This window comes from Gordonia sp. LUNF6 (genome assembly GCF_047041125.1).
GTDB lineage: Bacteria > Actinomycetota > Actinomycetes > Mycobacteriales > Mycobacteriaceae > Gordonia > Gordonia sihwensis.
In genome coordinates this window covers 48501-69768 of sequence record NZ_CP178181.1, presented here as the reverse complement: position 1 = coordinate 69768, position 21268 = coordinate 48501, and the positions used below count along the sequence as shown (strand labels likewise).

At 65.6% G+C, this 21268-nt stretch carries 20 protein-coding genes, 1 pseudogene and 1 other annotated feature; of the genes and pseudogenes, 15 read left to right on the top strand and 6 right to left on the bottom strand.

The features are described from left to right. From ACK8HH_RS00370 to ACK8HH_RS00340, 7 genes are all read left to right on the top strand, one after another. Window positions 1–612, top strand: coding sequence for a 3-phenylpropionate/cinnamic acid dioxygenase subunit beta (locus tag ACK8HH_RS00370; protein ID WP_006897057.1), 612 nt, complete (start codon window positions 1–3; stop codon window positions 610–612). Next, window positions 609–914 (top strand): hypothetical protein, encoded by a 306-nt coding sequence (locus ACK8HH_RS00365; RefSeq protein WP_006897056.1) that lies wholly within the window; start codon window positions 609–611, stop codon window positions 912–914. The genes ACK8HH_RS00370 and ACK8HH_RS00365 overlap by 4 nt, the downstream gene beginning before the upstream one ends. Before the next feature lie 48 nt (window positions 915–962). Then, window positions 963–1160, top strand: a complete 198-nt coding sequence (locus ACK8HH_RS00360) for a ferredoxin (protein WP_006897055.1) — start codon at window positions 963–965, stop codon at window positions 1158–1160. Next, window positions 1157–2392 (top strand): NAD(P)/FAD-dependent oxidoreductase, encoded by a 1236-nt coding sequence (locus tag ACK8HH_RS00355; RefSeq protein WP_006897054.1) that lies wholly within the window; start codon window positions 1157–1159, stop codon window positions 2390–2392. Before ACK8HH_RS00360 ends, ACK8HH_RS00355 begins: the two co-directional genes overlap by 4 nt. Beyond that, on the top strand, window positions 2389–3138 hold the full coding sequence (locus tag ACK8HH_RS00350; RefSeq protein ID WP_006897053.1) for a class II aldolase/adducin family protein: 750 nt from the start codon (window positions 2389–2391) through the stop codon (window positions 3136–3138). The genes ACK8HH_RS00355 and ACK8HH_RS00350 overlap by 4 nt, the downstream gene beginning before the upstream one ends. Before the next feature lie 46 nt (window positions 3139–3184). Next, a complete protein-coding gene (locus tag ACK8HH_RS00345; protein WP_006897052.1) occupies window positions 3185–3985 on the top strand; it encodes an IclR family transcriptional regulator in 801 nt (266 codons plus the stop codon). Window positions 3986–4277: 292 nt separating this feature from the next. After that, window positions 4278–5681: an IS1380 family transposase gene (locus ACK8HH_RS00340; RefSeq protein WP_006897051.1), complete on the top strand. Its 1404-nt coding sequence runs from the start codon at window positions 4278–4280 to the stop codon at window positions 5679–5681. A gap of 98 nt (window positions 5682–5779) precedes the next feature. On the opposite strand, the gene ACK8HH_RS00335 is transcribed toward ACK8HH_RS00340, so the two are convergent. Both ACK8HH_RS00335 and ACK8HH_RS00330 read right to left on the bottom strand, forming a co-directional pair. Continuing rightward, window positions 5780–6838, bottom strand: a complete 1059-nt coding sequence (locus tag ACK8HH_RS00335; RefSeq protein WP_327037082.1) for an MFS transporter — start codon at window positions 6836–6838, stop codon at window positions 5780–5782. 383 nt (window positions 6839–7221) lie between these two features. Then, window positions 7222–7977, bottom strand: a complete 756-nt coding sequence (locus ACK8HH_RS00330) for an IclR family transcriptional regulator (protein WP_006898357.1) — start codon at window positions 7975–7977, stop codon at window positions 7222–7224. Window positions 7978–8047: 70 nt separating this feature from the next. Here ACK8HH_RS00330 and pcaH point away from each other — a divergent pair, with 70 nt between their 5' ends. The 4 genes from pcaH to pcaC are packed head-to-tail and all read left to right on the top strand — an operon-like array spanning window position 8048 to window position 11827. Next, complete coding sequence (pcaH, locus tag ACK8HH_RS00325) at window positions 8048–8815, top strand: protocatechuate 3,4-dioxygenase subunit beta (protein ID WP_006898356.1); 768 nt, start codon at window positions 8048–8050, stop codon at window positions 8813–8815. Further along, the gene (gene pcaG, locus ACK8HH_RS00320; RefSeq protein WP_006898355.1) at window positions 8812–9381 is read left to right on the top strand and encodes a protocatechuate 3,4-dioxygenase subunit alpha; all 570 of its coding nucleotides are present in this window, start codon (window positions 8812–8814) and stop codon (window positions 9379–9381) included. The genes pcaH and pcaG overlap by 4 nt, the downstream gene beginning before the upstream one ends. 5 nt (window positions 9382–9386) lie before the next feature. Next, complete coding sequence (locus ACK8HH_RS00315; protein ID WP_039868240.1) at window positions 9387–10631, top strand: lyase family protein; 1245 nt, start codon at window positions 9387–9389, stop codon at window positions 10629–10631. Continuing rightward, window positions 10628–11827, top strand: coding sequence for a 4-carboxymuconolactone decarboxylase (gene pcaC, locus ACK8HH_RS00310; RefSeq protein WP_006898353.1), 1200 nt, complete (start codon window positions 10628–10630; stop codon window positions 11825–11827). Before ACK8HH_RS00315 ends, pcaC begins: the two co-directional genes overlap by 4 nt. A gap of 368 nt (window positions 11828–12195) precedes the next feature. Here pcaC and ACK8HH_RS00305 read toward each other — a convergent pair whose 3' ends face one another. Next, window positions 12196–12972, bottom strand: a complete 777-nt coding sequence (locus ACK8HH_RS00305) for a recombinase family protein (RefSeq protein WP_006898352.1) — start codon at window positions 12970–12972, stop codon at window positions 12196–12198. Between the two features lie 165 nt (window positions 12973–13137). Here ACK8HH_RS00305 and istA point away from each other — a divergent pair, with 165 nt between their 5' ends. Next, the gene (istA, locus tag ACK8HH_RS00300) at window positions 13138–14649 is read left to right on the top strand and encodes an IS21 family transposase (protein ID WP_075845131.1); all 1512 of its coding nucleotides are present in this window, start codon (window positions 13138–13140) and stop codon (window positions 14647–14649) included. Then, entirely contained in the window at window positions 14646–15434 is a 789-nt protein-coding gene (istB, locus tag ACK8HH_RS00295) for an IS21-like element helper ATPase IstB (protein WP_062394395.1), read from the top strand. Before istA ends, istB begins: the two co-directional genes overlap by 4 nt. Before the next feature lie 25 nt (window positions 15435–15459). Here the strand turns inward: istB and ACK8HH_RS00290 are convergent. Then, window positions 15460–15648 (bottom strand): annotated as a pseudogene (locus tag ACK8HH_RS00290) (DUF2510 domain-containing protein); the annotation flags it as partial. A gap of 229 nt (window positions 15649–15877) precedes the next feature. Between ACK8HH_RS00290 and ACK8HH_RS00285 the strand changes: the two are divergent. Next, entirely contained in the window at window positions 15878–16621 is a 744-nt protein-coding gene (locus ACK8HH_RS00285) for a DUF4839 domain-containing protein (protein WP_075844772.1), read from the top strand. Between the two features lie 263 nt (window positions 16622–16884). Here ACK8HH_RS00285 and ACK8HH_RS00280 read toward each other — a convergent pair. Together ACK8HH_RS00280 and ACK8HH_RS00275 are read right to left on the bottom strand one after the other, a co-directional pair. Then, a protein-coding gene (locus tag ACK8HH_RS00280; RefSeq protein ID WP_085948520.1) for an IS3 family transposase occupies window positions 16885–18107 on the bottom strand; the annotation gives its coding sequence in 2 pieces (ribosomal slippage) (window positions 16885–17828 and window positions 17828–18107; 1224 coding nt in all). Next, window positions 17705–17838: a sequence feature (AL1L pseudoknot), on the bottom strand. (Overlaps the previous gene by 134 nt.) A 634-nt stretch (window positions 18108–18741) precedes the next feature. Next, a complete protein-coding gene (locus ACK8HH_RS00275; protein WP_412475205.1) occupies window positions 18742–19764 on the bottom strand; it encodes an IS30 family transposase in 1023 nt (340 codons plus the stop codon). A 632-nt stretch (window positions 19765–20396) separates the two neighbouring features. Between ACK8HH_RS00275 and ACK8HH_RS00270 the strand changes: the two genes are divergently transcribed. Next, the gene (locus ACK8HH_RS00270; protein WP_006898340.1) at window positions 20397–21053 is read left to right on the top strand and encodes a hypothetical protein; all 657 of its coding nucleotides are present in this window, start codon (window positions 20397–20399) and stop codon (window positions 21051–21053) included. Window positions 21054–21268: the final 215 nt, after the last annotated feature.

The following is a 21268-nucleotide window of genomic DNA, read 5'->3' as shown; positions in this document are numbered from 1 at the left end:
ATGAGTGTTGGAACGGCACACGAGAACGAGAACTTGACGCTGTCCGAACAATCGGCGCTGGGAGCCCACGCCCCGCGTACTCAGCGGACGGGGCAGACCCTGCCTTTCAACGATGAACTTCACCTGGAGGCGCATCGTTGGCTGGTCGATGAGGCGTACCTGTTGGACGCCCAGGACTACGACGAGTGGCTCTCCCGGATCGCCGATGACGTGCACTATCTCATGCCCGTCCGCGTCACCACTGCCCTGGGCGCCGGATACTCCACCTCACCGGGGATGGCGCACTGGGACGAGAACAAGTACTCGCTCAGTCGCCGCGTGGCACGCTTCGCCACCGAGCACGCGTGGACCGAAGACCCCCCATCACGGCTGCGCCACTACATCACCAACGTGCGCACCTTCCGCACCCCCGACCCGCAAGAGATCATCGTGGACTCGGCGGTTCTTCTCTTCCGCAGCCGTGGTGACGTCGGGGAGTCCTCCACTGTCTCGGCAGGACGCGAGGATCTCCTCCGCCGTACCTCATCCGGGTCCGGGTGGGAGCTGGCCCGTCGCACCATCATGGTCGACGAGTCGGTCATCCGCATGCAGAACCTGGCGATCTTCCTGTGAAACTGGAATGGGAAGGCGAGGAGGAAGACCGCCTCGCGGCGATCCAGGCCACCGAGGAACGCCGCCGGCTCGAAGAGCACGTCACCGGCAAGCCGATCGTGATCGCTAACGAGTTCTCGGAGGTCCAGGTCACCCGCATCGAGACCCGCAACGGTTCGCGGCTGATGATTCAATCTCCTCGTTCGGGCCAGTGGGTAACGCTCTGTCCGCTGGAACTGGAGTCCCTGACCTGGCAGGCCCCGGCCACGTTCTCGGCCATGATCGGACACCCTTTCGGGCCGCTCGTGGCCGAAGACGAATAAACACCCCAACCGCCAGAGCACCACCGTCTCAAGCTAAGGAGTTCGACCATGCCCGTTGTAAAAGCCGATCTGCAGGCCTGTCAGGGATACGCGAACTGCGTCGTCGGAGCCTCTGACTACTTCGACCTGGACGACGACGGGATCGTCGTGCTGCTCCAGACCGAAGTCCCCGAAGCCGACCGCGCCCGCGTCACCGAAGCCGCGCGCAGCTGCCCGGTCTCCGCACTGGTGGTAGAGGACGCATGAGCCCGGGCACCGTCGTCGTCGTCGGGTCCTCCATTGCCGGGGTGCGCACCGCGCAGTCCCTCCGGCTGGAAGGCTATAAGGGGGAGATCATCCTCGTGGGAGAAGAGACCGAACTTCCCTACGATAAGCCGCCATTGTCGAAATCCGTTCTTGCGGGATCCGCCGACGAGGACTCTATCCGGCTGCTGACACAGGAGCAGGCCGATGCCGAGGACATCCAACTCTTGCTGGGGCACCGCGCTGTCGATCTGGACGTCGCCGAGAACCTGCTGAAGCTTGAAGGGCATGACCCCCTTCGCTACGACAACCTCGTCATTGCCACCGGAGCATCACCCCGGCCCTCTCCCTGGGGCCAGTCTCCAGGGATTCACGTGCTGCGCACCCTTGAGGACGCCCGCGAACTACGTGGGGACCTTCTCCGGGGTGGGGCGCTGGCCGTTATCGGGGCAGGGTTCATCGGCGCCGAAGCGGCAGCCACCGCCCGCGGCCTGGGATTGGAGGTCACCGTCATCGACCCGGTGCCCGTGCCCATGAGCCGCCTCTTTAACCCTGAGATCGGCCAGTGGTTCGCAGACCTTCACCAGGACAACGGGGTCGACACCATGTTCGGCACCGGAGTGGAAGCTATCGAAGGCGAGGAGGGCAACTTCTCCCTCCACCTGACCAACGGTGAGAGCGTTCAGGCGGCCACCGTGCTGATCGGTATTGGCGTCATCCCCAATGACTCCTGGCTTAGCGCATCCGGCCTGCTGGTGGACAACGGGGTCGTGCTCAACGAGTACTGTCAAGCCCTCGACGCTGCGAACGTGTACGCCGTCGGCGACGTAGCCCGCTGGCGCCACCAGAAGCACGGCGAGGACGTCAGGACCGAGCACTGGACTAACGCGGTGGAACAGGCCGCCTGCGTGGCCTACAACATCATCCATCCGGAACAGCCGCGCGCCTACACGCCCATTGAATACGTGTGGAGCGACCAGCACGACTGGAAGATCCAGGTCGTGGGACGCGTCGGAGGCAATGTCGACCACGTCCTCATCGGACACCCGCAGGTCCACGGCAAGTTCGCCGCCCTCTACACCATCGACGGCACCACCGTCCGGGGCGCAGCCATCGTGAACTGGCCCAAAGCCCTCATTGCCTGCCGTCTGGGCATGGCCAGGGGCATCACGGTGCAGGATCTGCGCGCCAAGCTCGAACCCCAGTTGGAGCCACCGCCGAGGAGGGCGTCATGACACCCGGAAACTTGCTGCCCCAGACCGAGAGCGTCAGCCGGGAACGTATCGCCCTCGCCTGCCGGGTCTTGGCCCATCGGGGCCTTGCAGATGGAATCTTGGGTCACATCAGCCTGAAAATTACCGACAGCACATTGCTGGTGCGCTGTCGCGGCCCGTACGAACGCGGACTGGCGTATACGCAAGCCGAAGACATCCGCATGGTGGACCTCGACGGCAATCCCGCCGCCGACGGCGAGCTCGCGGGCGGATACACGGTCCCCAACGAACTGCCGCTGCACACCGAGCTCTTCCGGCGCCGCCCAGACATCCGGGCTGTCGTTCACGCCCATCCCCCGCGAGTGGTTGCCGCCGACCTGGCAGGGCTTGCAGTACGCCCCATCGTAGGGGCGTACGACATTCCCGGAGCCCGCCTCGCCGCCAACGGGGTGCCCGTCTATCCCCGCGGAGTACTCATCCGCGACCGTCGGCTCGCCACCGAAATGGCCGATGCTATGGGAACAAGGCCCGTTGTTGTGCTGCGGGGCCACGGCCTCACCAGCGCGGCCGAAACCGTCGAGCAAGCAGTTCTCCAGGCCATCAGCGTGGACGGCCTGTCCGGGTTGGCACTGCAAGTGACTTCGGCTGGTGGGCACCTCGTCGATCTGCCCGACGCCGATATGGCCGAACTGCCCGACCTCGGAGGAGCATTCAACACAGAGACTGCTTGGAGACATGAACTCGCACGACTTGGTGAGCCTCGTTGATGGCCTGCGCCCTAGCCGGACAGAGACTGAACCCCCGGTCAGTAACATGAAGCTCATGTCCGCATCACGGGCGGAGGACGACTCCAGATACGGCCCTCCTCCGCAGTACCCCATCGAATCCGTCGACAACGCACTCCGATTGTTGCTGCTCTTCGAGACTCGGCCGAGCATCCGGCTCACCGATGCCAGCAAGTACCTCGGAGTGGCGTCATCTACGGCCCATCGCCTCATGGGGATGCTCCTCTACCGAGGTTTCGTACGGCAGAACCCTCAGACCAAAGCGTACGAACCCGGACAAGCACTCAGCTCCATCGCCTTCGCCATACGGCGCCACGTCGACATCGGAACGCTAATTCGTCCAGCAATGGAAAGGGTATTCGAGGCAACCGGAGAGACGGTGCACTTTGCCGAGCTCAAAGGCTCGAACGCACACTTTCTGGAGGCCATCGAAAGCCAACGTGCCGTCCGCGTTGCCTCACGTCAAGGTGCGATGCTTCCTGCCAACTGCACTGCAACGGGCAAAGCAATGCTGAGCCTACTCACCACGGAACAACTGCATGCCCTGTACCCGTATGAGGAGCTCCCGGGTCTCACCAAGGGATCTATCATTTCCCGTTCCGATCTGGAGCGTGCCCTCGAAACGATTCGGCAAACCGGGTACTCAACGAGCCAGGAAGAAAGCGAAGACGGCGTCATGTCAGTCGCTGTTCCCATCACCAGCCCGAGCGGAGGATACTACGGGATCAATGTATCCGTGCCCGCTCACCGCATGACTGAACAACTCCGCACAGAACTCGGAGCTATGCTCCAGACAGTCGCCAAAGAAATCCAGAACTTGCTCGTTTAAGGATCTCGACGGCCGGTGACGGTGGTGCTGTGGACAGGACCACCTCAGGCCAGCGGCGATTCCAGAGAGTCGATTCTCCGCAGTCGGAGCCCGAAGAAGAAGGAAATGACCACGGCGACGGTTGCCATAGTGACGAGCATCGCCCAGGTCAGTGTCGAGTTACCGAGGCTAACCCGGGTGATTCATGGGAATCTGCGGATCGCTGGGCGAAAATAGACCGAAGTGCTTCCTGAACAGGGGAAACTGGGACTTGTCTAAGGTTCCATGTTCTCCAGCAGAAAGCACTCGGTAGGTGAAGCGTACTTCGTGGTCGGCCGGTCTGTCCGTTACTGCAGATGGTGTCGGGGTGGTCTCGCATGCCGGGGCTATCGTGCCTCGACTTCTGGCTGATCAGGTCGGTCTGACCGCCGAGCTGTCAGGGGCCATGGCTCGCCGCCGGTTCATCCCGATCCACGATCGCGGCCGGGTGTTGATCGATACCGCGGTGATGCTCGCCGATGGCGGCGAGTCCATCTCCGACATCGGCGTCCTGCGCCACCAGTCCGGCGCCCTGGGCCCAGTGGCGTCGGCGCCGACGGTGTGGCGCACGCTCGATGAGGTCACTGCCGGCAAGCGCAAGAAGATCCAGGTGGCGCGGGCTCGCACGCGGCGGCACGTGTGGTCCCACCTGCCCGGCGGAGTGCCCGCATCGGCGTGTGCGGGGCGGGATCTGGGATCGACGGTCGTGCTCGATGTGGACGCCACCATTGTGGTCACTCACAGCGAGAAGGAGCTTGCTGCGCCGACGTATAAGCGCACGTTCGGGTACCACCCGATCGGCGTGTGGTGCGACAACACAGAAGAGTTCCTCGCCGCGAGCTTGCGCCCAGGCAACGCCGGGTCCAACACCGCCGCCGACCACATCGACGTCCTGGGCCAGGCAATCGCGCAGATCCCCGCCAGTCATCGGCGTGATCTGCTGATCCGCTCCGACGGTGCCGGCGCCTCCCACGACCTGATCGACTGGATCACCGAGCAGAACCGCGTCCGTGGTCGACAGGTGGAGTACTCGGTCGGCTTCTCCATCACTGCCCCGATTCGCCGGGCCATCGCGACCTGCCCCGAAGCCGCGTGGGGACCAGCGCTCAACCCCAACGGGGACATTCGTGACGGGGCCGACATCGCGGAGCTGACCGGATTCCTCTCCCAACGGATGCTCGCCAAGTGGCCAGACGGGATGCGGGTGATCGTGCGCCGCGAGCGGCCCCATCCGGGTGCTCAGTTGTCGATGTTCGAGGAGATCGATGGATGGCGCTACCAGGCTTTTGTCACCAACACCACCGCCACGGGTCAGCTGCAATTCCTCGAGGCCAGGCATCGGGCTCACGCCCGGGTCGAGGACCGGATACGCCACGCCAAGGACACCGGGCTCGGGCGGCTACCTTCGCGGGGGTTCGCGCTCAACCAGGCCTGGCTCGTCGCGGTGATGATCGCAGCGGACCTCGTTGCCTGGACGCGGATGCTCGCTTGCACCGGCGAGGCCGCAGTCCTGGCGTTGTGCGAGCCCAAGGCACTGCGCTACCGCTTCCTTCACGTGGCAGCCCGGCTGGTCCGCAGCGGCCGACGGCGAAAAGTGAAGATCCCGGAAACATGGCCCTGGGCCGTCGCGATCGTCGCTGTGTTCAACACGATCGCCGCGATCCCCAAACCAGCCTGACCTCACATGCCCGCCCACGACATCACCACCCGGGGACCCGCCCACCGGCAGCGCCAGCCGGCACACACGCACGCCCACCCACGAAATCGATCCCGCCGTCACCCGACAGCAGCAGTCACACCGGCCCGTGAATCAGCGGGGCTAAGGGCCACCCCGGTGAGCACGGGGCCGATGGTATTGCCGATGTACGTGCCGGTCTGGACAATGCCGGTGGCCGCTGCGGTGGCCCCAGGCGCCATGTGCGAGATGAGGAAGTGCACCAGACCTGGCCACCCCCACCCCAGGCCCACCGCTAGCAGGACACCTACCACGTAGCTCCAGGTGGTGGGGATCGCCATGAGTGAAAGCCCGACGGCGCAGACGATGAGTGCTGTCTGGATCAGAGAAAGTGCTGACACGCCGCCTCGATCGACGACTCCGCCAATGACGATACGGGTCGCGGCTCCTAAGGCGCTGCCGACGGCCAGAATCACACCAGCCGGGCCGACTGCAATCCCCCGCTCCAGCGCGCCGATCACGGCAAAGGCCACGGCGGACGTAACGGCACCGCCCGCGAACATCGTCATCGCGGCCATCAGCACCAACGCCGAACGCATCTGGGTATCCCATTGCCCCGCCGGCCGGGTCGTACCCATAACGACCGGCATGGTCCGGGTCCGGGCCACGGGGACCAGTACGAGCATGCCCAGTACAGCCATCAGCAGGAAGGCCATGGACCATCCCAGAGTCAACGCAACCAACGGGATCGAAACGCCGGCGACCAACCCCGTCACAGGGACCGCGGCCTGTTTCACCCCGAAGGCCAGCCCGCACGAGGCGGCTGGGATGTGCGTGACGAGCAAGTGGTTGGAGGAAGGGTGCCCGAGACCGTTCCCGAGTCCCCCCAGGGATGCCCATACAATTAGCCACGGCCACGCAGAGATCCAGGACGCGCTGCCGGTCAGGCTCACGACCGCCAGAAGCAAGGCGGCGATGCCCATGCCTTTCTCGCTGAGCACACGACCAATCACACCGGTGCACGCGGAGGTGAGGGCGGCCGCAGCCCAGTAGACCCCTACCGCCAGGCCGATCCCGTAGGCCGGGACGCGGATTGTTGCGGTGATCTCCGTGGCCAGCGCCCCAAGGAGAAACACCGGCATGTTTGTTAAGACAGTCACCAGTACGGCCACAGCCAAAGCGGCGAATCCACGGCCCGGATGTCTCACGCGCTGTGACCTGCCACCGGGGCATCCGATGCCGCATCCATCTCCGGCACGCTGCGCTTACGCACCCGTGGGCAGGGCGGTAAAAAGTTCATGGCTGGCATTCCTGCCCTTCCAGGTCAAGGCTGTGGTGCGAGCAATACCGCTTCTGAAGTGCCCCGGGTTTGATGGGCACATTGGTGTGCCCCGGGTTTGATGGGCACATTGGTGTGCCCCGGATTCCGTGGGGTTCGATTTTTTGGATTCTCATGCCTCAAGTACGACTTCGCCGGACATCGGTCTAGATGGATCAGCGTCGGCCCCTGTCTCCCTCTAGCCCGCGTCAGATCTCCTTCCCATCACCCGCCTGACGCCAGTTCCCGGCCGATACCGAACGCCGCGGCCTGGAGGACTCCGACGAGGCGGGTCCTGTCCCTCGTCAAGCGGGGAACCACAAGACCCAGGGATGCGACGACCGCGGTGTCTCGAAGCACGGGGACGGCCACCGAGCACGCCCCGAGGGACATCTCCTCGACCGTTGTCGCATACCCATGGCGCCGCACCCGAGCCAGCTGCTGGCGCAGGAGCCCGGGCTGGGTCACCGTGAACGGCGTCATCCGGGTCAACGAGCCGAGCGTCTCGGCGAGCACGTCGTCGGGCGCGTGCGCGAGCAGCACCTTCCCAACCGCCGTGCAGTGCAGCGGCAGTCGGGAGCCGACGGTGCTGACGATCGGGACGGACGCCGTGCCGGACAGCCGGTCGAGGTACAACACCTCGGCGCCCTCGCGCACCGCGAGGTGCACGGTGGCCAGCGTCGCGCCGTACACGTCGTGGAGGAACGGCTCAGCGATCTGGCGCAGGCCGGTCTGGGTCGGCGCCAGTAGTGCGAGCTCCCAGATCCGGCGACCCACCACGTACTCGCCGGTCGGCCGCCGCACCAAGCCGCCCCAGGTGGCCAGTTCGGCCACCAATCGGTGAGTGGTCGGCAGCGGTAGACCCGCCCGACGCGCAATCTGGCTCAGCGTCATCGCCCGGTGCTCATCGTCAAAGGCGCCGAGAACGGTCAGCAGGCGCGAGGCGACACTGGCTCCCGGGTCGGAGGTGTTGCCGGCCATCGTCGCCCCCCTTTCACTCAGTGAACGATATAGCTCGAAGCGTACGCCCCGGCCACCTACCGTCGGGCTGGTGAGCACTCCTGACCTATCGACCCAAGCCGAGATCAGCGCCGAGATCGCCGACCTGTCCGCCGGCACCGACCCGTCCGCTATCCGGCCCCGCCTCGACTACTCCCCGTACCGCAGCAGCCTCCTGCGGCATCCGACCAAGGATCTGCACCAGGTCGATCCGGAAGGCGTCGAGTTGTGGTCTCCGTGCTTCAGCCACCGGGACGTCGATCCACTCGAGGCCGATCTGACGATTCAGCGCTCGGGCGAGCCGATCGGCGAGCGCATCACGATCTCCGGCCGGGTCGTGGACGGCGACGGACGCCCGGTCGCGGGCCAGCTGGTCGAGATCTGGCAGGCCAACGCCGGAGGACGCTACATCCACCAGCGTGATCAGCACCCTGCGCCGCTCGACCCGAACTTCACCGGCGCCGGGCGGTGCCTGACCGGTGCGGACGGTAGCTACTCATTCCAGACGATCAAACCGGGTCCGTACCCGTGGCGGAACCACCGCAATGCGTGGCGTCCCGCCCACGTGCACTTCTCCCTGTTTGGCACCGAGTTCACCCAGCGCATCGTCACGCAGATGTACTTCCCGGGCGATCCCCTGTTCGCGCTGGACCCGATCTACCAGTCGATCACCGACCAGGGCTCCCGTGACCGCCTCGTCGCCCGCTACGACCATGACCTGACGCGACCCGAGTGGTCGACCGGCTACCGGTGGGACATCGTGCTCACCGGCGCCCACCGCACCTGGACCGAGAACAACGACGACAAGGACCACGCATGAGCCCCCGCCTGCACCCCACGCCCGGCCAGACGGTGGGCCCGTTCTTCCACTACGCACTCCCCTATGACGGCGACTCCGAACTGGTGCCTGCGAGCAGCCCGGGTGCGATCCGGTTCCACGGCCGCGTGCTCGACGGTTCTGGTGCGCCGGTCCCCGACGCGCTGGTCGAGCTCTGGCAGGCGGACGCGTCCGGCGCGATCGTCCAGCAGCCGGGCTCGTTGCGCCGCGACGGTTGGACGTTCACGGGCTGGGGCCGGTCGTCGACCGACAACGCCGGCCACTACTCGTTCTCGACGATCGCGCCGGGTGGGGTCGACGGGGGCGCACCGTTCTTCGCGCTCACGGTGTTCGCGCGTGGCCTGCTCGATCGGCTCTTCACACGCGCATATCTGCCGGGACACGAGGCCGCCCTCGCTGCGGACCCCCTTCTCAGCAGCCTCGAGCCGGACCGTCGCGCGACGCTGGTCGCGGAGGCCGATGCGCAGGGACATGCGTTCGACATCCGTCTGCAGGGCCAGGGCGAGACCGTCTTCCTGACGTTCCCGGGCCACGGGGCGGCACACTGAACGCCATGACCGACCTGTTCTGGCCCGGCGACGAGCGCGCCGGCGACCTGATGAGTGCTGAGGCGTTGCTCGCCGCCATGGTCAGGGTGGAGTCCGCGTGGCTGGACGCTCTCGTGGCCTCCGGGCTCGCGCCGTCCGCCGCCGCCACCGACCTCGCCCCGCTCGTCACCGCCGACGATCTGCCGCACATCGCGGCGGCAGCCGAGGGCAGCGGCAACCCCGTCGTCCCGCTCGTCGGGCTGCTCCGCTCGCGAGCGCCGCAGCCCGCCGCCACCTGGCTTCACCGCGGGCTCACCAGCCAGGATGTCCTCGACACCGCCCTCATGCTCGCGCTGCGCGATGCGCTCGAACGGCTGATCGGCGAGCTGCGCGCCCAGGTGACCGCTCTCGCCCGTCTCGCCGCGCAGCACGCCGACACGCCGATGGTCGGCCGCACCCTGACCCAGCACGCCGTCCCCACGACATTCGGTGCGGTCGCCGCGGGCTGGCTCGACGGCCTGGTCGACGCCGCCGATCTGGTCCTCGACGCCCGCTCCCTCCTGCCGGTGCAGCTCGGCGGGGCGGTCGGGACGTTCTCGGCGGCCACCGAGCTGGCGGGCCTGCGGGGGCACGACGATCCCCAGGGGACGAGCGCTGACCTGGTCGCCGACACCGCCGTGGCCCTCGGGCTGCGCGAGCTGCGCCCGTGGCACACCTCGCGGGCGACGGTCACCCGGACGTCCGACGCGTTGGTGACGTGCACGGACGCGTGGGGACACATCTCGACCGATGTCGCGACCCTGGCACGGACGGAGATCGGCGAGCTGGCCGAGCCGACGGCTGAGGGTCGCGGCGGCTCGTCGACGATGCCGCACAAGAACAACCCGGTCCTATCCGTGTTGGTGCGTCGCGCGGCCCTGGGAGCCCCCGGTCTTGCCGCCACGCTGCACGTCGCGTCGGCCGCCTCCGGCGACCAACGTCCGGACGGGGCGTGGCACGTCGAGTGGTCGACCCTGCACCTGCTCGGCCGACGCGCCGTCGTGGCCGCATCCCAGACCACCGAGCTGCTGACGGGTCTGCACGTGGACGCCGAGCGAATGCGCACGACGCTCGACACGTCGGCCGAGAGCGTGCTGGCGGAACGCCGCTCGATCGCCGGGCTGCTGGACGCCACCGCCAGCGCCGATCCGACCACGTACCTCGGATTCTCCGAGGACCTCATCGCGGGCGCCGTCGAGCGGGCCCGGACCTTCTTGGAGGAGAACGAGTGAACATCCCTCGCATCACGGCCGTCCGGCTCGGCGGATCGCCGGCCCTCCCCCTTCTCGTGCTGGGGCCCTCGCTGGGCACGTCCGCTCAGTCACTGTGGGCGCGCTGCGCCGCCGGACTCACCGATCGATTCGAGGTTCTCGCCTGGGACCTGCCCGGGCACGGGTCCAACGCCGGCTCCGCCGAGCCGTTCACGATGGCCGAGCTGGCCGCCGGTGTCCTCGGGATGGTCGACGACGTGGTGGCCCAGCGCGACACGTTCGCCAGCACTTTCACCTACGCGGGCGACTCGGTGGGAGGCGCCGTCGGGCTGCAGCTGCTGCTGGACGCACCCGCGCGCATCGACTCCGCTGTCCTGCTGTCGACGGGCGCACGGATCGGCGAGCCGGATGCCTGGCGGACACGGGCCACGTCCGTGCGCGCGTCGGGCACCCCGTCGATGATCGAAGGGTCGGCCCAGCGCTGGTTCGCACCCGGATTCCTGGAGCGGGAGCCGGAGATCGGCGCAGCCCTGCTGCACGACCTGCGGGACGCCGACGACGAGGGCTATGCGCTGGTGTGCGAGGCGCTGGCGGGCTTCGACGTCCGTGACCGCCTCGGCGAGATCGAACCGCGAGTGCTGGCGGTGTCGGGTCTGCTCGACGTCCCCACTCCGCCGGCCGATCTCGCGGCTATCGCCTCTGGAGTCCGGAACGGGCGGCTCGTCGTCCTCGACGGCGTCGCGCACCTGCCCCCGGCCGAGCAACCGTCCGAGGTCGCCCAACTCATCCGCGATCACGCGAACGCGGGGCAGGCGGTTGCCGCTCCCACGACCGTCGCCGGGGTGCGCGACGCCGGCATGGCGGTGCGCCGGGCGGTCCTGGGCGACGCCCATGTCGACCGCGCGACCGCGGCGATCACCGATCTGACCGCCGACTTCCAGGATTTCATCACCCAGTACGCCTGGGGGTCGGTGTGGACGCGTCCGGGTCTTGACCGGCGCAGCCGCTCACTCATCACGCTGACCGCCCTGGTGGCCCGCGGCCATCACGAGGAGCTGGCCATGCACGTGCGGGCCGCGCGTACCAATGGGCTGACCAACGACGAGATCAAAGAGTTGCTGCTCCAGACGGCGATCTACTGCGGCGTGCCCGATGCCAACGCGGCCTACCGCATCGCCCAGCGCGTGCTCGACGAGCTGGACCACCCCGCTTACTAGGAGACTGCTGCACAATCCTCGTGGCAGGAGCCCGGTGTGGTGGCTGGCGTGAAATCCTGTGGCTATGCAGGGTTGTGATTGTGACTTTCGCCGGTAAGTGGCGGTGGCGGTGGTCTACGGACGTTTCGCGGCGGTCTCACTGGCGAGTGGTGGTCACCCGGGCGCGCACTAGGTCGCGCCGAACGAGACGGTGGAGCTCATTCCAACCGGGACTCACTGACGCGTGCTCGAACCCTCGTCGTCCATGCCGTAGCGGGGATCTCCGAACGCGGCATCTCGACGCAAGGGCTACGACTTCGGTGTCCTGTAAGGGTGTCGCACCAGCTTCGTCGCGCAGTGGGCGGGCTAACGCGACGTGTCGGCGGCGCCTACTTCCTTACTCGCTGGAGTGCGCGGTAGAGCGTGGATCGACCCACCCCGAGATCCCGGGCGATAGCTGACGGCCCCTCCCCCGCCTCGATACGGGCAAGGGCCTTGTCGATCTGCTCCTCAGTCAGGACGCGTTTGCGTCCCTTGTACTTGCCCTTCGCCTTGGCGATGGCGATACCCTCGGCCTGGCGTTCGCGAATGATGGCCCGCTCGAACTCTGCGAACGCCCCGAGCAGCGAGAGCATCAGGTCGGCTCGAGGATCCTGGGCACCAGCAGCGTAGGTGGCCCGCTCGTGGACGAACCGCACACTCGCACCCCTCGCGGTGACCTCGCCGACGATCTGCTTGAGATCAACCAGGGAACGAGCGAGTCGGTCCATCGACGCGACAACCAGCTCATCACCGTCCCGCAGATACCTGATGCACTCTTCGAGCTTTACGCGATCAGCGCGCGAGCGTGCCGACTGTTTCTCGATATAGACCCGGTCGCACTCCCCCACCGCCTCGAGCTGACGCGCCTCGTTCTGATCCGCGGCTGACACCCGCACGTACGCCACCCGCTGCCCACGCGCATGCGAAGATCGGCGAGCCGGCTTCGGATCTGGCTTCGGCTTTGGCGTTACCTCGATGACGTTCTCCGAGTCCGTCGACTCCACCCGAAAGTTCCAACCCAACTCATCCCGACGACGGAACCGAGTCCGCACCTTCCCGCGGCTGACGATGAGCACCTCCTCGCCACCCGAACGATTCAGCAACGTCCCGATCCGATCAGCCATGTGTCCATGGCCATGAGAAAGTCCCCACTGGTGGCCAGGTCGAGGTCCCCGCTGGTGGCCAGATAAAAGTCCCCACCCTGTGTTCGTCGTGTCGACCCGGAACTGAGGGCCCAGGCGATGACGGTGAAGGTGCCAACCGATCACCATCACCGCCTGGGAGTTCCATTGAAGTCTGCGAAGGACCGTATGGACATCATTTCTGCTTACCGAGAACTCGGAAGCTATCGCGCCGCCGCCGAGGTGTGCGGCACCACCCACAAGACCGTCAAGCGTGTGGTCGACCGGTTCGAGGCCGACGATCAACCACCCGACCGCAAGGAACGGGCCCGCAACTACGATGCGGTCGCCGAGTTGGTCGCTGAGCGAGTCGAGCGGTCACACGGCCGGATCACCGCCAAGCGACTGCTGCCGGTAGCACGTGCCGCGGGCTATGAGGGCTCGGCCCGCAACTTCCGTCGTCTCGTCGCCCAGGAGAAAACACAGTGGCGCCGTGACCATCATCGTGGCCGCCGCCCGGCAGTGTGGGCGCCGGGTGACTACCTGGTCATCGATTGGGCCGTAATCGGCGGGCTACACATGTTCTGCGCGGTGGTGGCGTTCTCGCGGTGGCGTTTCGTTCGGTTCGCCACCAACGAAACAGCGACCACCACACTCGGATTCATCGCCGAGGCGTTGGAAGAGATCGGTGGAGTACCCAACAAGGTACTCGCTGATCGGATGGGCTGCCTCAAAGGTGGAGTCGTCGCCAACGTCGTCGTACCCACCCCCACGTATGTGCGGTTTGCCACCCACTACGGGTTTTCCCCGGACTTCTGTCACGGCGCCGATCCGGAATCGAAAGGGATCGTGGAGAACCTCTGCGGGTACGCGCAGTCGGATCTGGCGCAGCCGTTGTGGACCGAAGCCAAGATCGCTGCTGGTCGTGACGACGTGCAGCTGGATGTGCACGCAGCGAACCGGGCCGCGCGGGACTGGTGTGTCGAGGTCAACACCCGCCGTCACAGCGACACACTGTGCGTGCCTGCTGACCAACTCACGATCGAACGAGACACATTGAGCCCGTTGCCGTCTCTGCGGGCCCAGGTCGGTCCACCGCCGGTCACCCGTAAGGTCGATCGCCTCTCGTGTATCCGGTACGCCTCGGCCCGCTACTCGGTACCCAACCGGCTCATCGGCACCACCGTGACCCTCATCCAGGACGGTGAGCGGCTCCTGATCGCCGAACCTGCCTCCGGTGAGGTGGTCGCCGATCATCTGTTGGCCGCACCTGGTGAGGTCGTCCTCAACGATGATCACTACGGGGGGCCACGCACCCCGCCCAGTCGTGCACCACGGCCCAAAACTGCGGTAGAGAAACAGTTCTGCGATCTCGGTGAGGTTGCTGAGCAGTTCCTGGTCGGTGCCGCGGCCATCGGGAACACCCGCCTGGGCGGTGAACTCGATGACATCCTCGGGCTCGTCACCTCCCACGGCCGCGAACAGGTGCTCACCGCTCTGACCAGGGCGGTGGCGTTCCGGAGGTTCAAGGCCGCCGATGTGCGCTCGATCCTCGATGCCGGAGCCGGCACCCCCAACCCGCGACCGGCCGGCACAGCACTGTTGGGTCACCTGCCTACCGCGCCCACCCGCTCGCTGGATGCCTACAAGCTGGGCGCCGGCGACAAGGAGGTGTCATGACCACCACAACATCGACACCCGTTGCACCTCAGACAGTGCCGCCGCTACCGGCCGACCTCGATCACGCGCTACGCCGATTGAAACTGGCCTCGATCCGCCGCAGCGCACCCGAGGTCCTGCTCACCGCGAAAACCCAGCGGTGGACACCCGAAGAAGTACTGCGAACCCTGGTGGAAACCGAGATCGCCGCTCGTGATGCCTCCAACATCCGCAACCGACTCAAAGCTGCCGGGTTCCCGGTCACCAAAACCTTGGAATCGTTCGACGTGGCCGCATCCTCTATTCCGGCCAATACCTTCGAATACCTGTCTTCACTGGAATGGGTTCGGGCGCAACATAATGTCGCCCTGATCGGCCCTGCCGGGACGGGTAAGAGTCACACCCTGATCGGGTTGGGGATCGCCGCAGTGCACGCCGGACACAAAGTGCGGTACTTCACCGCCGCCGACCTCGTGGAGACCCTGTATCGCGGGCTGGCCGACAACACCGTCGGCAGAACCATCGACACCCTGCTGCGCCAAGATCTGCTCATCCTCGACGAGATCGGATTCGCCCCGCTCGACGACACCGGCACCCAACTGCTGTTCCGGCTCGTCGCCGGCGCCTACGAACGCCGATCTCTCGCGATCGCCAGCCACTGGCCCTTCGAACAATGGGGACGATTCCTGCCCGAACACACCACCGCCGCCAGCATCCTCGACCGACTCCTACACCACGCCACCATCGTCATCACCGACGGCGACTCCTACCGCATGACACACCGAACGGAGGTACCACCCACCTAAAACATCCCGCACAGGGTGGGGACTTTTACCTGGCCACCAGCGGGGACATCAAACTGGCCGTTGACATCGGAGCACCCGCAGCACCCCGTGTATCAGACAGCAGCGGGGCTAGCTTTCCACTACCCAAGTCGGGTGCTGGCGGGGCGGGCGCCACCTGTGCCCTCCATTTCTTGCCGTCCCAGTACCGTGATCCTGAACCTCCCGATGGATCTGGATACCACCCAGGTGGGGGAGGCGGTGGAGTGGTCGTATGGGTGCCCTCTCTTGACGAAACTCGACAAGATTAGCCGCACTCGTCCGTCCTTCGGCCCTGACCCTCCGCAGGATCACCCGCGGGCGACAAAGGGATATGGGGTGTCCCAGTGGCGGGTACGGGCTCGGATGGCCAGTAGGCTCAGCACGGGCCGGCCACCTTCCTGGCATGAAGCTGAGGGGCTGTGAGCATGGCAACGGACACCGGAGTCACGTACGAGACGAAAACGATCCGTGCGGTCCGCGGCATGGAGTCGCGGATTGTAAAGAAGTGGGAGGCCGACGGCTGGGAGTTGGTCTCGCAGTCGCCAGGTATGGTTCAGGTTGAAATCACCTTCCGTCGCCCCCGGCCGAAGTCTCGTCGGCTGCTTTGGATCATCGGTGGCGGCGTGGTTGTGCTCGTGCTGGCAATCATTGTGACCGTCGGGCTAGTCATCGAGAAGAACACTGCCCCGGCGAATCCCGCGCCGGGTGAAGCGACAGCTTCGCCGAGCGGGCAACCGTCCGCTGAAGCGACTGGCGAAGCAGCGTCACGGTCATCGACCCGTGATGGCGAGGTGCTCACGCCTGAGAACAGTCCTGAGTTCGCGGCTGTCCTCGCGTTCACTGACTACTGCTCGCCGGACATCGCAGCGTTTGCTGCGGCTCATCGTGGTCGAACGATCGTGTTTCCCGGCAGCATCGCCGCGATGGCACCGCACGGGAACGCGAAGACTAGGTACGACATCCTAATCAACGCGGGCGACGCTGCGTCAGCGACTGGACCGGCTTTCCAGTTCCGTGATGAGAACACCCTCAACGACCTCCACTGGGTCGGCCCGGTACCGGACACGATCGGCGTGGGGACGAACCTCGACATAACGGCCGAAGTCGACCGCTACGAGGATCGGTCGTGCCTGCTACTGCTTGAGCCGGTTGCAACCGCCGTTCGCTAGCCGTACGTAGTAGCTCGCGGCGCGCACGCCACCCACCTGTCTCGGAACGACATCCGCAGCTGTGCTGCTGTTAGGCGACATGGGAACAGGCAACGGCTAGTTGAGCCTGGAGTCGTGCTCGAGCGCACCACGCTGCCGACGCCCGCGGGCGGCAAAAACCTAACTGACCATGCTCGCCGACACCACTCCTCGGGTCCTCAGTCTGCGTAACGAGCTCTCCGGACAGGCGGATACACTGAAGCGCCCTGGGTTTCGTTCCGTGGTTACACGGTCGCGGGCGCGGTCGTCGTGGTGTGAGTGTAGGTCGCTTCGACGTTCGCCGGGGTGCGGTAGCCGAGAGCTTCGTGGAGCCGGGAGGTGTTCCACCAGTGGACCCAGCCCATCGTGGCGAGCTCAACCTCGCTGACTGACTCCCAGATCCGCTTGGAGTAGATCAACTCCGCCTTGTATAGGCCGTTCACTGTCTCGGCCAGCGCGTTATCGTAGCTATCGCCGACGGTACCTACTGAAGCCGTAACTCCCGCGGCGAGCAGAGCGTCCGAATAGGCGAGCGAAACGTATTGACTACCCCTGTCGGAATGGTGGATCAATCCGCTTTCGTTCCTGCTCACCCCGGTGGACTGCAGTGCATGCTCCAGTGCGAGCAATGGCAGAGACTCCGTGTGGAGCGTGGGCGCGACCGCCCAGCCGACAATTCTGCGACTGAAGACATCGGTAACGAATGCGACGTAGCAGAACCCGGAGAGCATCCGGACGTAGGTGATGTCGGCGACCCAAAGCTGCTGCGGTCGATCCGCGACGAACCGCCGTTCAACGAGGTCCGGGCGCTGGTCATCTCCGTCTGCGGAGCAGGTGGTGACGGGCTTTCGACCTCGGCGAACGCCCTGCAGGCCGGCGATCTTCATCAGCCTCGCGACCTGGTCGCGACCGACGTTCCATCCTGCGTGGCGCATTGCGTGCCACATCTTCCGGACCCCATAGACGCTGTAGTTCGCCTGATGAATCCGCTGCACCTCCTCCGCCAGCATCTCGTCCCGAACGCTGCGAGCGGAGGCCGGCCTGTTCTTGGCAGCGCGGTATCCGCGGGAGGTGATGAACCCACATTCTGTCGCACTGAGGATGCGGCAGATGGCCTCGACCCCGAACTTCTCGCGATGCATGTCGACGAACGCGATCATTTCGTCGTGGGGCGGTCGAGTTCCGCTGCGAAAAACGCTGAGGCGGCCTTCAGGATCTCGTTCGCACGTCGCGCCTCGGCGAGCTCCCGCCGGAGACGGCGATTCTCCTCCTCGAGCGGCTCTCCCGGTCCGACCGGCTCGGTGGCGCCGTAGCGATTGCACCAGATCCGCAGCGTCTCTGTGCCGACACCGAGCTGCGGCGCGACGGCACGGATCGATGCTGCGCGAGGGCCGCCCTCGCGGGCTTGGCGGTCGTAGACCATGCGCACGGCACGCTCACGCAGCTCTGGACTGAACTTCTTGGGCATACTCCGATTCTCCTTGCTGAGACTCGGAACGGAACCCAGGGCGCTTCAACACTCAGCGAAACCTGAGACCCAGTACCGGCAAGGAATTTCGCCCATGCACGCGGCCGATGACGCCGACAATGATCGCGACGCCCCCACGAGCTACTACCTGAGTCAAGCCGTCGCCACACTACTGATCCCAGGAACCGGTCTCACTGTGGCTGAGTGGGTTGACGACAACAAAGGTCCACTGATAATCGCGGACGGTGACCCTGCCTTTCGGGAGTGGCTGCGTCGTCTCCGCTCCGCAGCTGCTGACATGCTTGTCACTGCACCGTATGAAGCTTGGCCCATATCCGGATCAGTCGTAATCACTCGTCCCATACGAGGCAGCACCGGTAACGAACTGGTTCCCCCTCAGTCGGTGACAAGCGCGCGAAACAGCTTCTGCGTCCTGTGCGTCACGCCCGGAGCAGTCCTTCATCAGGCCTCTCATACTCCGCACACTCGTGGCGAAGTCCGGCCACAGCCGCCAGCCGCGGACGTCGCAGCGGCACCACCGTCCGGGCGCATTGGTAACGATGCTCAACTACGCTCTGCGCTATGGATTGACGCTGTTCGCCGACTGAACACGGTGCGGGAAGAGTTGGCGGTGTCAACTCGTGGAAGCAACGTTGTCCTTCAGTAGGCGTTCGAAGACTTCCCGTGGAGTGTAGAAGCCCAGGCACTGCCGTGGCCGCTCGTTGAGCTCGCGGGCGATCGCTTCGAGGTACAGCTGATCGGATGGGATTTCGGTGCCCTTGGGCAGGTACTCGCGGATCAGGCCGTTGGTGTTCTCATTCGTCGGGCGTTCCCATGGCGAGCGGGGATGAGCGAAGTAGATCGGCAACTCGGCGGCCACGGTGACGCTGGCGTGCTCGGCCATCTCGGTGCCTTGATCCCACGTCAGGCCCTGTCGCATGAACTCCGGCAGTCCTCGCAGGTGATCGATCAGCACATCAGCAACGCCGGGTGCTTTCTTCCCGTCCGGCAGACCCAGGATCAGCGTGTACCGGCTGGTGCGCTCGACCAAGGTCACCGCCGCGGACTGGCCGGCCTTCCCGACGATCAGATCTCCTTCCCACCAGCCCGGCACCCGCCGATCGGCCGCGGTCTCGGGGCGGTCGTCGATGCTGACCATGCCCACGATCCGCGCCGACCGCTCACCGACTGACTTGCGGGGTTTACGCGCGGTGCGCTTGGACTGCAACAGGATGCCCTGAGCAGCCAACTCTCCCTTCGGAAGAGCATAAATCCACCGATAGATCGACTCGTGTGACACGCGGCGGCCCTGCGCGTTCGGTGAACCCGTCATGGGATCCACTGTGGGGTCTTGGGCCTCGAGCTTCAACCTCCCCGCGATCTGGCGCGGCGTCCGCGACCTGCGCAGGTCGGACCGTACCCGGTCGGCGAGCACCGAGTCAGCATCGATCGCCCTCGTCTGCGGACGGGCCCGCCGTGCGCGGGCGTGCTTGTCGGCGTGCACCACCTGATACGCGCCCGTCTTGGTGGCATTGCGTTTGATCTCGCGAGACACCACCGACTTGTCGCGCCCGATCTGCTCGGCGATCGCCGTGACCGTCATCCCCGCACGCCGTCCGACCGCGATCTCCGTCCGGTCCGCCACCGTCAACATCATCCGTCCCAGCCCCACCCAGGGTCTCCTACCGCGCTACCCGCAACCCCTCGTGGCCTGCAGTGTTGCTACGACGGTATGACACCGCCGTTCGCTGCCTACGAGACCGACGCAACGGCATTCTTCCATCGCCCACTACTGGCCGATCGAACACACCCGCTCGTGCAAGCTTTCTACACTGCTTTCGCCCATGCCGATGCCTTGCGAGTAGATGGCACCGTTCCTGACGAACTCGGTTTCGTGCGTGACTTCGCCGATCGGGCCGTTGCTGCCGAAACCGCATGGAGGGCCGCGTACGCAGCTGCTTCAGCCTCGGGTGACAGCGGTCTGTCGGCTGAGCAACGAACTCTGCTGCGACGCGCTGAATCGGCAATCAAAGTGGCGCTCGACGATCGATCTCCTCCTAACGAACGAGCAACTGCCTACCGACGAGTGACCGAACTCTTCGGCAAGGCTCACATCGATGTTCCCGCGAGCATAGCCACGGAGTTGCGCCACCAAATCGAGAGCGCTACTCGCAAGACGCTCCCTGATCGACCCGGTCAAGGACTCGAGGCCCATCCAAAGATTGACAGACTCTCATGTCAATCCGCCGTTCCCGACAACAATTGTGACCAAGCAGAAGGACCAACCACATGGATGCCACCGGAATAGCAGTAGCGGTCATCATCGCGCTGGCCGTGATCGTCGGCGTCGGCTGGTTCGAATACCGCCGGCGGGAGTTCGGCAAGCTCGATGTCGAGGTACAGCACGCAGTGACAGCCGCCAGGTCTGCACGCAAGCAGTTCCGGGCTGCATCGCGGCTGATGACGACAGAAGTCGCCAGCATCGAGCGAACCATCAGCGAACTGAGCAGCGTCAAGGGCCAGCGGGTCGCCGCCGGCGGAGGAGTGACGGTCTACCAGCGATGGATCGACACCAGGCAAGGTAGCGGGTCGATCATCGGCGTCACCGCATCGGCAGCCGACGAATCCACCAACGGTGCCGGCAACGCGTACGTTGTGGTTGATGGTCCTGCAGTAAATGGTGTCGCCACCCTTGATGCATCGAAAGACCCAAAAGCCGGTCCGAACGCCTACGCGCTGGCGGCAGCGATCAACAAACAAGCACGGCTGGCCGCTGACGAGAAGAAGACGCTTCCCGAAAAGATCGAGCGAGCCAAGAGTCAGCTGACGACCGCCACACGAAGTCATGAGCAGAAGGTCGAGGCGGCACGCTCTCATTTCAGGGGACGGCTAGAAGTGCTGCCGACAGAGACTCGAGCGAAGTACTTTCGCAACGATCACGCCTAGTTTGGTCCGGCGCGCGTCACCCGTGGGGTTGGAGTTCACCCGGCGGTGATCGCGCGCTGGCTACGCGTCGTTTCGACCCGCTTGGACGCCATGTGTCTGCGACCTGCGTCGATCACTAAGCGCTGGACCAGCGGTCACGTGCTGCTGTGGTGGACAAACACTTGGTGGCCAGATGCATAGACGAGCTGTGTCGGTGACGGCCATGCTTCAGGGGC

Bases quoted from the DNA above. Each gene is read 5' to 3' on its own strand.
- ACK8HH_RS00285 (WP_075844772.1), top strand. From the start codon at position 15,878: ATGGCAACGGACACCGGAGTCACGTACGAGACGAAAACGATCCGTGCG.
- istB (WP_062394395.1), top strand. From the start codon at position 14,646: ATGACCACCACAACATCGACACCCGTTGCACCTCAGACAGTGCCGCCG.
- ACK8HH_RS00360 (WP_006897055.1), top strand. From the start codon at position 963: ATGCCCGTTGTAAAAGCCGATCTGCAGGCCTGTCAGGGATACGCGAAC.
- ACK8HH_RS00330 (WP_006898357.1), bottom strand. From the start codon at position 7,977: ATGGCCGGCAACACCTCCGACCCGGGAGCCAGTGTCGCCTCGCGCCTG.
- ACK8HH_RS00305 (WP_006898352.1), bottom strand. From the start codon at position 12,972: ATGGCTGATCGGATCGGGACGTTGCTGAATCGTTCGGGTGGCGAGGAG.
- ACK8HH_RS00350 (WP_006897053.1), top strand. From the start codon at position 2,389: ATGACACCCGGAAACTTGCTGCCCCAGACCGAGAGCGTCAGCCGGGAA.
- ACK8HH_RS00355 (WP_006897054.1), top strand. From the start codon at position 1,157: ATGAGCCCGGGCACCGTCGTCGTCGTCGGGTCCTCCATTGCCGGGGTG.
- ACK8HH_RS00315 (WP_039868240.1), top strand. From the start codon at position 9,387: ATGACCGACCTGTTCTGGCCCGGCGACGAGCGCGCCGGCGACCTGATG.
- ACK8HH_RS00275 (WP_412475205.1), bottom strand. From the start codon at position 19,764: ATGATGTTGACGGTGGCGGACCGGACGGAGATCGCGGTCGGACGGCGT.
- ACK8HH_RS00345 (WP_006897052.1), top strand. From the start codon at position 3,185: ATGAAGCTCATGTCCGCATCACGGGCGGAGGACGACTCCAGATACGGC.
- pcaG (WP_006898355.1), top strand. From the start codon at position 8,812: ATGAGCCCCCGCCTGCACCCCACGCCCGGCCAGACGGTGGGCCCGTTC.
- ACK8HH_RS00370 (WP_006897057.1), top strand. From the start codon at position 1: ATGAGTGTTGGAACGGCACACGAGAACGAGAACTTGACGCTGTCCGAA.
- ACK8HH_RS00270 (WP_006898340.1), top strand. From the start codon at position 20,397: ATGGATGCCACCGGAATAGCAGTAGCGGTCATCATCGCGCTGGCCGTG.